The 12,962-nt window shown below is 64.4% G+C and carries 11 protein-coding genes and 1 other RNA gene; 2 read left to right on the top strand and 10 right to left on the bottom strand.

What is annotated here, in order from left to right; translation table 11 throughout:
- Positions 1 to 140: 140 nt before the first annotated feature.
- Complete coding sequence (locus ACIPPQ_RS09000) at positions 141 to 797, top strand: hypothetical protein (RefSeq protein WP_446543774.1); 657 nt, start codon at positions 141 to 143, stop codon at positions 795 to 797.
- Between the two features lie 9 nt (positions 798 to 806).
- Here ACIPPQ_RS09000 and ACIPPQ_RS09005 read toward each other — a convergent pair whose 3' ends face one another.
- Positions 807 to 962 (bottom strand): hypothetical protein, encoded by a 156-nt coding sequence (locus ACIPPQ_RS09005; protein WP_446543775.1) that lies wholly within the window; start codon positions 960 to 962, stop codon positions 807 to 809.
- A gap of 76 nt (positions 963 to 1,038) precedes the next feature.
- An RNA gene (gene rnpB / locus ACIPPQ_RS09010) (RNase P RNA component class A) lies at positions 1,039 to 1,427 on the bottom strand.
- A gap of 120 nt (positions 1,428 to 1,547) precedes the next feature.
- Between rnpB and ACIPPQ_RS09015 the strand changes: the two genes are divergently transcribed.
- The gene (locus tag ACIPPQ_RS09015; protein WP_446543776.1) at positions 1,548 to 2,666 is read left to right on the top strand and encodes a membrane dipeptidase; all 1,119 of its coding nucleotides are present in this window, start codon (positions 1,548 to 1,550) and stop codon (positions 2,664 to 2,666) included.
- Positions 2,667 to 2,743: 77 nt separating this feature from the next.
- Here ACIPPQ_RS09015 and ACIPPQ_RS09020 read toward each other — a convergent pair whose 3' ends face one another.
- The 8 genes from ACIPPQ_RS09020 to ACIPPQ_RS09055 form a co-directional block, all read right to left on the bottom strand.
- Positions 2,744 to 5,623 (bottom strand): TonB-dependent receptor domain-containing protein, encoded by a 2,880-nt coding sequence (locus ACIPPQ_RS09020; protein WP_446543777.1) that lies wholly within the window; start codon positions 5,621 to 5,623, stop codon positions 2,744 to 2,746.
- A gap of 241 nt (positions 5,624 to 5,864) precedes the next feature.
- Entirely contained in the window at positions 5,865 to 6,554 is a 690-nt protein-coding gene (locus tag ACIPPQ_RS09025) for an N-acetylmuramoyl-L-alanine amidase (RefSeq protein WP_446543778.1), read from the bottom strand.
- Positions 6,555 to 6,631: 77 nt separating this feature from the next.
- The gene (locus tag ACIPPQ_RS09030) at positions 6,632 to 7,489 is read right to left on the bottom strand and encodes a CheR family methyltransferase (RefSeq protein WP_446543779.1); all 858 of its coding nucleotides are present in this window, start codon (positions 7,487 to 7,489) and stop codon (positions 6,632 to 6,634) included.
- Positions 7,486 to 8,547, bottom strand: coding sequence for a chemotaxis-specific protein-glutamate methyltransferase CheB (gene cheB, locus ACIPPQ_RS09035; RefSeq protein WP_446543780.1), 1,062 nt, complete (start codon positions 8,545 to 8,547; stop codon positions 7,486 to 7,488). The genes ACIPPQ_RS09030 and cheB overlap by 4 nt, the downstream gene beginning before the upstream one ends.
- A 61-nt stretch (positions 8,548 to 8,608) precedes the next feature.
- Positions 8,609 to 8,983: a response regulator gene (locus tag ACIPPQ_RS09040; RefSeq protein ID WP_058802094.1), complete on the bottom strand. Its 375-nt coding sequence runs from the start codon at positions 8,981 to 8,983 to the stop codon at positions 8,609 to 8,611.
- A gap of 76 nt (positions 8,984 to 9,059) precedes the next feature.
- On the bottom strand, positions 9,060 to 9,497 hold the full coding sequence (locus ACIPPQ_RS09045) for a chemotaxis protein CheW (protein ID WP_446543781.1): 438 nt from the start codon (positions 9,495 to 9,497) through the stop codon (positions 9,060 to 9,062).
- Positions 9,494 to 11,881 carry a chemotaxis protein CheA gene (locus ACIPPQ_RS09050; protein WP_446543782.1) on the bottom strand — a complete coding sequence of 796 codons (2,388 nt, stop codon included), beginning with the start codon at positions 11,879 to 11,881 and terminating at the stop codon, positions 9,494 to 9,496. Before ACIPPQ_RS09050 ends, ACIPPQ_RS09045 begins: the two co-directional genes overlap by 4 nt.
- Positions 11,882 to 12,192: 311 nt before the next feature.
- Positions 12,193 to 12,837 (bottom strand): histidine phosphotransferase family protein, encoded by a 645-nt coding sequence (locus ACIPPQ_RS09055; RefSeq protein WP_446543783.1) that lies wholly within the window; start codon positions 12,835 to 12,837, stop codon positions 12,193 to 12,195.
- Between the last annotated feature and the right edge of the window lie 125 nt (positions 12,838 to 12,962).

Below are 12,962 nucleotides of genomic sequence, written 5' to 3' on the forward strand. Positions count from 1 at the left end.
CAGGCGACCCCAAGGCAAAGGTAGGTCAGCAGGACGATGTAGGAAAGCGGAAAACTGGCCTGTGCGCCGGATCACCCGCGGCGGCTGGACGATATGGTAGCAACTGATAATCTGTCGGTAGCCGAGGGGGAGAATAAGCGATGCGCAGTCTGGGATGGATCGCAGCCTTTTCGCTGTGCGGCGTGGCCCACGCCGCGCCCGGCCGACCGCCAATGCCGCCGATCACGGACGCGATGCTGAACGACTGGCTGGAGGCCGGCGAAGAGATCGAGACGCGCGTCGACGGCGACCTCAACGGCGATGGCGACACGGATACGGTCTATGTCGTCGCGAGTCCCGATGCACGGACGCTCCGCGTCATGCTGAGCTATCGCAGCGAGGTCGATATCGGGCATTCGCCCGCGGGCGAACTGAAGCTCGAACCCGATCGGCTGGGCGCGGCGGGGCTGACGATCGACAAGGGCGTACTGACGATCCGCGACCTCACGGGCGGCACCACGGCGCTGTCGGCAACCTATCGCTACCGCGCCGCCGCGACGAAAGACGGGCCGCGGATGCGGCTGATCGGGCTCGATGCGACGGTATACAGCCGGACCTATGCGCACGACGGCAACGAAATGAGTTGGAACGTGGCCACCGGCGACACAATCACGAGCCTGCTCCAGGTCGCAACGAGCGGCGACCGTGGGTACGACAAGCTTCATACCCGCAAATTCAGGCAGCCCGTCCGCACAATCTATATGGAGGACACGCCGGGCGCCGAAGAGGAGCTTGTTCGCCTCACGAAAGCGAAATGAAGCCCGCGATCAGGGCTGCAACAGCGCGGGGATGATCCAGATCGCGGACATCACGATAATCACCGCGACCAGCGAAAAAGCCAGCACATAGCGGACATTATGTCCTTTTACGCCGCTGCTCGCCTCGGTCTCGGTCACTTCGACATGGTCATCGACGACTTTCATGATGCGTTCCCTTTCAACTGGTCCGCGTAGAACGCGGCCCGCGCACGGGCGGTTCCCGATTGCGGCGTTGGGGAGAGGTGCCAGAGGGTCTATAAGCCGGGTTCTGTCCATCCCCTTGCGGGGACTGTGCGATCATTCCTCTAGGCGAACGGTTACCCGAACGCTCAAGCAGTCAACCCGGACGGTTGGGCCGGAATCAGCCCTGAGTTGCCTCGTACCATCCCTATTCGACCTTGCTCCCGGTGGGGTTTGCCGTGCCGCGCCTGTTACCAGCCGCGCGGTGCGCTCTTACCGCACCCTTTCACCTTTCGCCGGGCCGAAGCCGTTGGCGGTCTGCTCTCTGTGGCACTTTCCCTGAACCGGCCCGAAGACCGATCCGCCGGACGTTATCCGGCACCGTGATTTCCGTGGAGCCCGGACTTTCCTCCCCTTCCTTGCGAAAGCGGCGATCGCCCGACCCTCTGGCACGCCCGGGTATAGCAATATTGCAGACGGTTGGCGAGCGGTACGAAAAAGGCTCGCGCTTGGCCCGCAGGCGCGGCCATAGGGAGGCAAATGCCAATCGATGCACAACAGGAGCAATATGTGACTAAACCCGGCCAACCCCCGATCGACCGCCGGTCCTTCCTCGCGGCAGGCGCCATGGCCCTTGCCTTGGGCGGATACAGCGCCGCCGCGGCCGGGAAGCCGCGCTTCATGATGGACGGCCTCAGCTTCCTGCCCGAAGACCTTGCCGAAATCGGAGCTGCAGGCCTTGGGGGGATGATCTGCGACATTTCCGAAATCGAAGAGGTTCGCGACAAGGATAATGTGCCGCGCTACCTCAGGACCTTCGAAAAATGCAGCGCCGCACTCGACGCGGCCGTCGCACGACTGGCGAATCGGCCCGAAGCGTTCGTCGCGCTTAAGGGATCGGACATCGGCACGCGTCCGGGCTGCGCCACCTTCCTGCAGTTCCAGTCGTGCGAGCCTGTCGGCACCGACCTCGCGCGCATCGCCGATTTCCAACGTCGTGGTCTCCGCGTCCTGCAATTCACACATCATAACAATAATTTGTTCGCCGGCGGTGCGCTCGAACGCGAATGGAGCGGATTGACTCCGCTCGGCATCGAAGGGCTGGCCGAGATGAATCGCGTGGGGATCGTCCCCGATGTCTCGCACGGGTCCGAACCCACGATGCTGGATGCGGCACGACGCAGTTCGACGCCGATCCTGCTGTCACACGGCGCGTGCAAGGCGATCGTCGACCACCCCCGCTGCGCCTCCGACACCGTCATCAAGACGATCGCCGACAAGGGCGGGATGATGGGCATCTTCATGATGAGCTTCTGGCTGACCCGCGACGCGACACCGACGGTCGATCATCTGATCGCGCAGATACGCCACGTCGCCAATATCGCGGGGATCGAAGCGGTGGGGATATCGAACGATTTCCCGATGGCGGGACAGACCAATCTGGTGGCGCTGAACAACGACAATGCCGAAGGCGTGAAGGAATATCTGCCCTGGTGGCAGGCGATGCGCGAGCAGAGGATCGCCGGCTTCGACTGGACGCCCGAGCATGTCGTCATTCCGGAACTGAACAATATCCGCCGCATGGCGACGATCGCTGCGGCGCTCGAAAAGGCGCGGTTCCGCTCGCGCGACATCGAGCGCATCATGGGCGGGAACTGGCGCCGCGTGCTCACCGACGTGCTGGGCTGAAGCCAAAGAAAAGGGGCGGCCCCGCGAGGAGCCGCCCCTTCCTGTTTGCAGGCCCCCGGCGAACCGGGGCCCGATTTCTAGAAGCGGAAAACCGCCCCGACGTAGAGATTGCGACCGAACGGATCATAGCTGTCCGCCGCAGTTTCGGTGCCGGTGATGTTCGACGCACCATTCTGGTTGATGACCGGCGGCTTCTTGTCGAACAGATTGTCGATACCGGCGTAGAATTCCAGACGATCCTTGTCGACGGCGAAACGCGCCTGGACGTCATGGTACCAGTATGCCTTGATGGAGTTCTCGTCACCGAGGCCCGGGTTGCCGCCGAGCGTATCCTGCATCTTGCTCTGGTAGTTGGTGCGCCAGTTCAGGCTGAAGGGCCCGGTCTGGTACGTCACCGACAGGTTCGCACGATGCTTGAAACCGGCACCAAGACGACCGTCACCGTCGAGCTGGCCGCGGTTGTCCTGGACGTCGCCGCCCGCGAAGGACTGCAGCGTCAGCTTGTCGAGGTAGGTGTAGAGCAACGCGACGTCGAGGCTGCTGTCTTCGCCCCAGCTCGTCTTGTAACGCGCCTGAACGTCGACACCCGCGGTTTCGATATTTGCCGAGTTAATCGGGTATGCGTTGATCTGATAGAGCGTTCCCGGCGTGCGCGGACGCGGCGTGCCCACCTGTTCGCGGACGATCAGGGCGCAAAGCGGCGACGTACCGCCCGACATGACGCACTCGTTGACCGAGCTCTGGCGCGGAATCAGCTGGATCGCATCTTTCACCTTGATGTTGAAATAGTCGACCGTGACGCTGAGGCCAGGCACAAAGCTCGGCGTGAACACCACGCCAGCGGTCCACGTCTTCGCGGTTTCTTCCTTCAGGTTGAGGTTGCCGCTGTCTTCACCCTCGATGCTCTGAGTATCGGAATTGGGATTATACCTGAAAACGCCGTTGGCCGCGATCTGCTGGGCGATACCCGGGATGGTGCGGCAATAAGCGTCGTTCGATCCCTCCCGGTTCGACGTCGCCGTCACACCATTGCAGGGATCGACCAAGCCCGAGGGGAAGGTCTGCGACGCGCCCTGGTACAATTCACCGATGTTCGGTGCGCGGGTCGCACGCGAATAGACCGCACGGAAGCGGATATCCGACGTCGGCGCCCAGTCGCCGCCGATCTTGTAGCTCCAGACCGATCCGACAGTGTCGTAATAATCGCCGTAACGCACCGCGGCTTCGAGGCCGAGATATTCGGCGAAGGGAACGTCCGACAGGATCGGCACGACCGTTTCGCCATAGGCTTCGAACACGCGATACTTGCCCGTGGTGTTGGCCAGCATGTTGCTCAGCGTATTGCCCGTCTGCGTCGCGGCGTCATAAACTTCGCTGCTGCGCTCGGTGCGATGCTCGATGCCACCGGCGACCTTCACGTCACCGCCCGGCAGACGGAAGACCGAACCCGAGGTGTTGAAGGCGAACACTTCCTGGTTGATCTTCGCCTTGTAGGTCGAAAGCTGGCCGTTGTTCGTGATGTACGCGACCGATTCGGGCGAAGCCGTGCCTGCGCCGAAGATGTTGAACGGCTTACAGCCCGCCGCACGCGCCGCCGCATCGCGGCACACTGCCGTGGCGGGGCTGGTGCCTACCGCATCGAGCGCATAGTAGAGGCGATCGCGCAGCGCGGTTTCGGACGCCGTATTTTCGACCGTCTGGCTGCGGTTGTAGTACGCATCCCACTTCCAGTCGCCGAACAGCGTGCCGCGAAGGCCCGCCACCGCGCGGTAGAATTCGCGGTCCGCACGATTGGAGCGATCGAACACGCCATTGAAGCGCTTCGTGAAACCGATTTCCGACACGTTATTATCCGGATTGGCATCGCTGTTCAGCGCCGCGGCGCGATCAAGGAGCGCCTGGGGAATGAACGGATTGTCGAATGCCAGACCGGGCAGCATGGTGCCGTCAGGCAACTGCGCATCCGAATTGTCGAACGCATAGGGTTCGAGGCGCGAGCGCGACTTCACCTTGGCATAGGTGCCTTCGGCAAAGAAGGTAAGCGAATCGTTGATGTCGTAGTGCGCGAGGCCGTTGAGCAGGTAACGCTCGAGCGGGACGGCGATATAGCGGTCACCATTGCGGTTGTAGCCATCGACAGGCGCGTTGTAACCTTCCTTGAGGTTACCCGCGGGATCATAGGTGTAGCTGGTGTCGCCGACGAAGAAGCGACCTTGGGGCGTAAAGCCGCTGCGGAAGGGGACGTCCTCGGCCGAGATGGCGCGCTTGTAGGAACGCAGGCCCGTGTCGCGGTCATACTGGCCGGCCAGCGTGATGTTGCCGCGGCCGTCCGCGAAATTCTTGCCGACCGTCAGGCCGAGCATCTGGCGGCCGTTGTCGCCTTCATCGGTGATACCGGCCTGGGCGCGGCCGCGGATGCCTTCGAAATCATCCTTCAGGATGAAGTTGACCACACCGGCCATCGCTTCCGAGCCATAAACGGCCGACGAACCGCCCGTGAGCACTTCGACGCGCTGCAGCAGGTCCGTCGGGATATTGTTGATGTCGACGGCCGAGGTCCCGCCGAGGCCGGCCGCGACGCGGCGGCCGTTCACCAGCACCAGCGTGCGGTTGTTGCCGAGGTTGCGAAGATTGACCGTGGCGACACCGTTGCCGCTCGTCAGGAAGTTCGAGTTGGTGCGTCCGATGCCCGTGCCGATCGACGGCATTTCATTCAGGACGTCCGAGATATTCTGCGAACCCTGCTGAAGGATCGATGCTTCGCCGAGCACCTGGACCGGGCTCGACCCCTCGAGTTCGGGGCGCCCGATGCGCGAGCCCGTCACGACGATCGTATCTTCGCTCGCTTCTTCGGTGGCGGCAGCGTCCTGCGCGTGCGCCGGAGCCGAAAGCATCACCACGCTCAAGACGAGCGGAGCGGCAGTCAATTTCAGTAGGGGGAGATAAGCTTTTTTCACTGTGCAGTATTCCTCGCTGCTTATGGCAGAATAGGAAGGGACGGCACCCGGGAGGATTGCAACCTTGCGCCGCCCCCCCTGCCGGGGCCGATGGGCCTTCCGGCCAGGCGCGTAAAGGAGGTTTCAGGCCCGGCCCGAAATTTCCTGCAAATTGTGACCTATTTGCAACAGGATGCCGACGGCGCATCAAAAACGCGGCTCCGCACGAAGCAGTGGGAGACGATTTCCCTTACGGCTTCCGCTACCCTCCCTCGGGTTGCGGGAGCAGCAGCGCGAGCAGTATCGCGCGGCATTCGCCATCGATCGTGCCGTCGATCAGTTCGGGCCGAAAACGCCGCTGGAACGCGACCGTCGCGGCGAATCCGTCGGTCACATCATAGCCGAAGCGTTCGAGCGCGAGCAGGAAGCCGGCGTCGGTCCAAAGCGGGTCGGTCAGCTTCTTTGTCGGGCGCGGCAGCGCGAGGCGGCGACGCGCGAGTTCTTCCCATGGGAACAGTTCGCCGGGGTCCTGTTTGCGCGTCGGGGCGATGTCCGAGTGGCCGATGACATTACCGCGCGTGATTGCGTGCCGGTCCTTGATCAGGTGGACCAGACGGACGACCGATGCGACCTGCGGGTCGGGAAAGGGCACATAGCCCCATTCGTGCCCCGGATTGACGATCTCGATCCCGACGCTCGCCGAATTGACGTCGCTGACTCCGCGCCAATGCGACTGTCCGGCATGCCAGGCGCGCTTGTCCTCGGGCACCATATGGGTGATCTGGCCGTCTTCGCTGACGACATAGTGCGCCGACACCTTGGCTTCGGGATTGGCAAGCCAATCAATGGCTTCGGCGCCGTCCTTCATACCTGTATAATGCAGCACGATCATCGAGATGGGCAGCGCGCGTTCGTCGAAATTGGGAGACCAGCGTTCGATAAAATCGCTCATGCGTATCGCGGTTCCTGCCTGCGCCGCCCCTAAGCGGATTGGCACCCCACCTGCGCCAGCACGGTGGAAATTGCAAGTCAGGCCGCGGCGGCGCGGCGCACTTGCTGGTCGGCGGGCTCATAGAGACCGCGCAGGCGCGGGCTCGCGACGAACTGGTCGGTCTGTCCGAGCACCGTCTCGCCCGCCCCCAGCACGAGAAAGCTCTGCGGCGCCGCCATCGCGCGCAGCCGCGCGAAGGCCTTCTGGCGCATCGGCGCCGAGAAATAGAGGAGGAGATTGCGGCAGAAGATCAGGTCGGCGGGGCTCGCCAGCGGCGGCCGGTCGGTGAGCATATTCTGCACCGAAAAATCGATCCGGCGGCGCAGGTCGGCCTTGGCGAGCCAGCCCCCCTCGGTCTGGTCGAACCAGCGCACCATGCGCTGCACGGGCAGGCCGCGCTGGATCTCGAACTGGCTGTAAAGGCCGACACGCGCGCGGCTGATCGCGTGATAGCTGACGTCGGTGCCGACGATATCGACCTGCCAGCCCGCCCATTTCTCGCCCTGTTCGGCGATGAGCATCGCCATCGAATAGGCTTCCTGCCCCGTCGACACGCCGCAATGCCAGATCGTCACCCGGCGCCGCAGCTTGTTGATCTCGCGTATCTGCTCCAGCGCTGTCGCAGCTATTTCGTCGAAGACGCTATATTCGCGGTAAAAATAGGTTTCGTTGTTGAGCATCGCGTCGACGGTATCGTCGAGCAGTTGCCGGCTGTTCGAAGTGACGAGCGCCGCGACCAGCGCGTCGAGGTCGTCGATGCCATGACGCTGCATCACCGGTTTGAGCGACATTTCGATCCGCCAGATGCGGTTCGGCGACAGCGTCTGGCCGGTCCGCGATTCGAGCACCCCCATCAGCACCCGATAGGCCGATTCGCTGGCGCTGCCGCCCATCATGGCTTGCGGCGCCCCTGTCCGCGCCCCGGCAGGAAGCTGCCGAGCATCAGTGCGATCGCGTCGGGGTTGAGCGTCGCGGCGGCGATACCCGCCTTGGCGACCGCGCCCGGCATCCCCCAGATCACACAGCTTTCGGGCGCCTGCGCGAAGACCGTCCCGCCAGCCTCCTTCACGCGCGCCGCGCCGATCGCCCCGTCGCGGCCCATGCCGCTCAGGATCACCGCAATGCCGCCTTTGCCATACACTTCGGCGAGCGAGTCGAGCATCGGGTCGGCCGACGGACAGCAGCCATTGTCGACGACGCGGTGGTCAAGCGCGATTTCGTGACGGCCGCCATTTGCAACGACCAGGAGGTGCGCGTCGCCGGGGGCGAGATAGATGCAGCCGCGCTCCACCGCCATGCCCGCCGCGGCAACACAGACGCGGCGCGTCGTCATCGTCGCAATCTGCTTGGCGTAAAATTCCATGAATGCGTCGGGCAGATGCTGGGTGAGCAGGATTGGCGCGCCGATCCGGGGATCGAGATGCGCGAGGAAATTGGTGAAGGCGGGGATGCCCCCCGTCGAGGCGGCGACCGCAATGCATTCGATCGGCTGGTCGGTGTCGATTGCCAGCGCCGGCGGCGCGGGCGCCCGGCGTTCGGCGACCGGAACCGGCGCGGGATGATCCTGCCGATGCCCGAGCGTCATGATCCGTTCGGTCAGCACTTCCGCGAAGCGGCCCGAAAAGCTGCCGCGGCCGGGTTTGGCAAGCGTGTCGCTGGCACCGAGCGCAAGCGCGTCGATCGCGGCGGGGCCGCCCTCGACGCAGTTCGACGAGAGGATGAGGACGCGGGCCTTTTCGGCGCGTTCCAATATGTGCGGCAGCGCGTCGATACCGCTCATCCCGGGCATTTCGATATCGAGCACGACGACGTCGACGGGCTCGCGCGCGAGATAATCGAGCGCGTCCTGCGCCGAAGCAACCGATGCACAGATTTTGAGGCCCGGCCGCTGATCGACGATCCGTTCGAGGATACTGCGAACGACAAGGCTGTCGTCGACGAGCATCACGCGCACGGTGCGGGCCGTTGGCTCGGGGTCCGATATCAGGGGTTGTGGCCGGCCCATGGAAACAGCCTCAAGCGATACCGACGAGCTGCAGCTTTCCTTCGAGCGTTTCGCGGTCGAACGGCTTCATCACATATTCGTCGGCGCCCGCTTCGATCGCGGCGCGGATGTGATCGATGCTGTTTTCGGTGGTGCAGAAAACGACCCGCGGCCGTTCTTCATGCCCATAGTCGAGGTCGTTGAACGCACCGAGGAACTCCATTCCGCTCATCACCGGCATGTTCCAGTCGAGCAGGATGACATCGGGGCGATTGGCGCGGCAAAAGGTCAGCGCCTCCTGCCCGTCGGCCGCCTCTTCGACAGCAAAAGACATGCTTTCAAGGATATGGCGCGCGACCTTGCGAATGACTTTGCTGTCATCGACCACCAGACAAGATTTCGACATCAAATTAACTCCGACCCCCGGGATTTGGGCCTGTTTACGGTGAAGGGGTGTTCAGCCCGTTAATAGACGGCAGGAATCATGCAGCCTTTAAGGCTGGTAAGGTGATGAAATGCGACGGATCGACGACAAGCAGCGAAGCGCCGCGATGTTCGATCATCGCATCGGCAACGCGCGCCCATCCGGGGAGAAGCTTGCCCGCGATCCGCGTTTCGGGCGCTTCGATGAAACAGACATCCTCGATCTCGTCGGCGAGCAGCGCATAACCATGTTCGGCGACCTCGACGACGATCACACGCTGCCCCGGCGCGACCAGCACCGGAGGGAGGCCAATGACGACGTGCGGGTCGATCAGCGTGAAGACGCGGCTGCGCAGCGCGAAAAGTCCCGCGACATGCGGCGGCGCGGCGGGAACCTCGACCGGCGTGCCGACGGTGACGACCGAATTGATCGCGCGGCTGCGTAGCGCGACGCGCGTGTCGGCGATGCGCGCGACGAGGTAGAGCTTGTCCATCATGCGCATTCTCCCCCGATCTGACGGCGCAGCGCGTCGAGCAGCGCCTGCCGGTCGTATCGATAGACGGTTTCGTCCCCGGGACCCGCGGCCGCGATCGAGGTGCGCAGGCGGATCACCGGCACGCCACCGGCGTCATCGCAATCGCCGCCCTCGGCGGTCAAACACAGCAGCACGTCGGGCGCCTCGTCGGACGGGGCATCGGCGGAGATGACGCGATAACCGGCGCTTCGCAGGATCGGCGCGAGGAAATTGTCGCCCCAGCCATCATGGTCGTCGGCAAGGCGGCAGAGCGGCTGGCGCAGCGTCGGGACGCTGGTCCCTCCGGCATATTGCTCCATCAACCAGAATGGATCGATGAGCTCGACCGGCTCCCCGCCGACTAGCACGACGCCGGCGATCAGCCCGGGCGCAGCCGACGGCTGCACCGCGTCGGGCAGGCGGACGATGTCGACCACCTCGGCGATCGGATAGCAGAGCACCGACTGTCCGTCGTAGAGACGCAGCAGCTTCAGCGTCCCCTCGCCGCCCGGCAAGGCCGCTGCGTGGACGGGAAAAATATCGTCGCCGATCTGGACCTGAACGCGGCCCGCGCTTTCGAACAGCGCCGATGCGGGAACTTCCTCGACGCGTTCGATGACCGACAGGCGGACGCCGCGAACGCGCGCATTGGTGTCGCGGAACAGCAGCAATTGCGCGGCGTTGCGCGCTGCCGCGGCTTCGGCTTCGGTCTCGGCCATCCGGTCGTGGCTGCGCCCCGCTTCGCTCGCGTCGATCGCCGACGCGGCGAGCATGCCCTGGACGTCGAGGAGCAGCACCGGCCGGCCATTGTCGGGCAAGGTCGTGCCCGCGTAGAGCCCCGTCGCCATGATCATCGGCGCCGCCGGCTTGATCACCAGCTCCTCGTGATCGTGGATCGCCGCGACGCTTAGCGCATAACTTTGTCCCTGCCCCGGGCGGACGATGACAAGCGCGCGGTCATCGACGTCGTCCCCATGGTGGCGCCCGCGACCGAGCACGGTTTCGAGCCGAAGCAGCGGATATTGCTCGCCGCGCACCGTCGCGAGCTCGCCGCCACCGACGCGGTCGATGCGCACACTGTCCCCGCCTTCGAGCAGGATTTCGCGAACGGCCCCGCGCGGGATCGCAAAATATTGTCCCGCCGCGCGGACCATCAGGCCCGAAATGATCGTCAGCGTCATCGGCACGCGGAGCAGGATCGTCAGCCCGCGGCCCTCTTCGTTACGCAGTTCGACGACGCCGCCGATCTTTTCGACATTCGCCTTGACGATATCCATCCCGACACCGCGGCCCGAGATGGCGGTGACTTTTGCCGCGGTCGAAAAACCAGGGCGGAAAATCAGTTCAAGCTTTTCCTTCGTTCCCAGCGCGCGCGCCTCGGCCGCGGTGACGGCGCGCGAGGCGACCGCTTTGGCGACGAGCGCATCGGGTGACAGGCCGCGCCCGTCGTCCCGGATCGCGATTTCGATCTGGTTGCCCGACTGGCGGGCGGAGACCGAGATGGTCGCGGTGATGTCCTTGCCCGCCGCGACGCGATCCTCGAGCGCCTCGATGCCATGGTCGATCGCGTTGCGAACAATGTGGATCAGCGGATCGCGGATATTCTCCATCATCTCGCGATCGAGTTCGACCTCGCCGCCGCTCGTCTGGAAAGCGATCTTCTTGCCCATGTCCTGCGCAAGGTCGCGGACGATGCGCGGCAGCGGGGCGAACAGCTTGTCTATGCGCTGCATCCGCATCTGGCTGACCGACTGGCGCATCCCCGCAATCGAATCGGACAGGCGGTCGAACGAGGCGATGACCGACAGGTCGGCCCCGGATTCGCGGAGCATCCGCGCGAATTCGTTGCGCGCCAGGACGATGTCGGTGACACCGGTCATCACGCTGTCGAGCAGCGGCAGCGGTACGCGGATCGAACGCCAGCTTTGGAGTTCGGCGCTGAAATCATCGTCGCGGCGGAGCGGGACGCCGGCGACCTCGAACGGCGCGTCGAGCGTCGCCCCTTCTGCGAGCGCGCCGATGACATCGCGGTCGTCGCCCGCAGGCTCGGTCCCGTTCTGGCCCAGCGCCGTGCACAGGTCGTTCAGGCGGTCGATTATTCCGAGCACGCCCGAGACGAGCGCGGCGTTCGCCTGACGGTTGCCGCGGCGAACCTGATCGAGCGCATCCTCGGCGGCGTGCGACAGCGCGGTGACGCGTGGCAGCGCGAGGAAGCCCGAACTGCCCTTGATCGTGTGAACGAGGCGAAAAATTGCGTCGAGCTGCGCGCGGTCGGCCGGGTCGGCTTCCCATGCAACGATAGCCCCGCCCGCTTCGGCGAGGATTTCCGCCGTTTCGGCCAAAAAGTCGTTCAGCAGATCGTCCATTGCCGTCCCGGTGCGCCCCAAAAACTGAGGCTGCACCATGGCGGACAATGGTTAAGGAGGGTTTTACATATAGACGCCGGGGTCCGCCCAATAGCCGCGAAAGAGGCGGAACGCCGCCCACGCTCTCGCCGGCGCGATATGATGTCGACTCTCGGTCAAATAAGCCTAGGGTGCGCAGGCAGAGGCTTTCGTGCGACCCCGAAAGCCGATGGGGCTTCCTTTGGTCAGGACCGCAGAGGATGAAAGGGCCTCGCCGCTTGTGAGGCCCTTTTGCGATCGGCTTTCCGGCGGGGTATCCCGCCGAAACCCGTTCAACGTCCCCTGAGCACCGCGCCGACCAGCAGCGATGTCGGGGTTTCGCGCGCGAGCATGACCGTGCCGCCATTCTGGCGCGCCACTGCCTGCACCAGCACCGCGGGCGCAGTGCGCGAGGTCATCGGGCTCGCGCCCTCGCCCTCGGCGAGGATGCGTTCGACATCGCCGTCGAGGAAGATGCGCTCGGCCTCGACATGCAGCGCGATCTCGATGCTGCCTTCGCCCTGCTTTTCGCAGCCGATGTCGAGCCGCCCGCCGCGCACCAGTGCATCGACCAGCAACAGCGACAGGTTGAGGATGATCTTCACCGCGGGCTTGGGCAGCGGGTCGGTTCCGATCATCCAGTTGAGCTCGATCGCGCGATCGCCGATGATGCCCTGGATCGCCGATCTGGCTTCGTCCGCCGGAACCAGCTCGCCGAAACCGCCCGCCGACCCGAACGCGAGGCGGAAGAATTTGAGCTTGTTCGCCGAGGTGCGTGCGCTTTGTTCGAGCAGCTCGAAACAGCGCTCGCGCATCGCCGGGTCTTTTTCGTCGGCGAGCAGCTCGAGGCCGTTGGCAAAGGCCCCGACGGGGCTCAAGAGGTCGTGACACAGGCGCGAGGCCAGCATCGAGGCGAAATCGACGCGATCGTCGGTCATGGATGAACGGGCTCCCCAGCGCAGTGTCCGGACGTTTCCGGCGTGCGCCGCTCCTACGGCACGGGACCCATTCAGAGCAAGCGCGATACGGTGGGCCGTGGCCCTTGAATTTCGGCGTCCCAAAA

It is taken from the genome of Sphingopyxis sp. LARHCG72 (genome assembly GCF_052871675.1).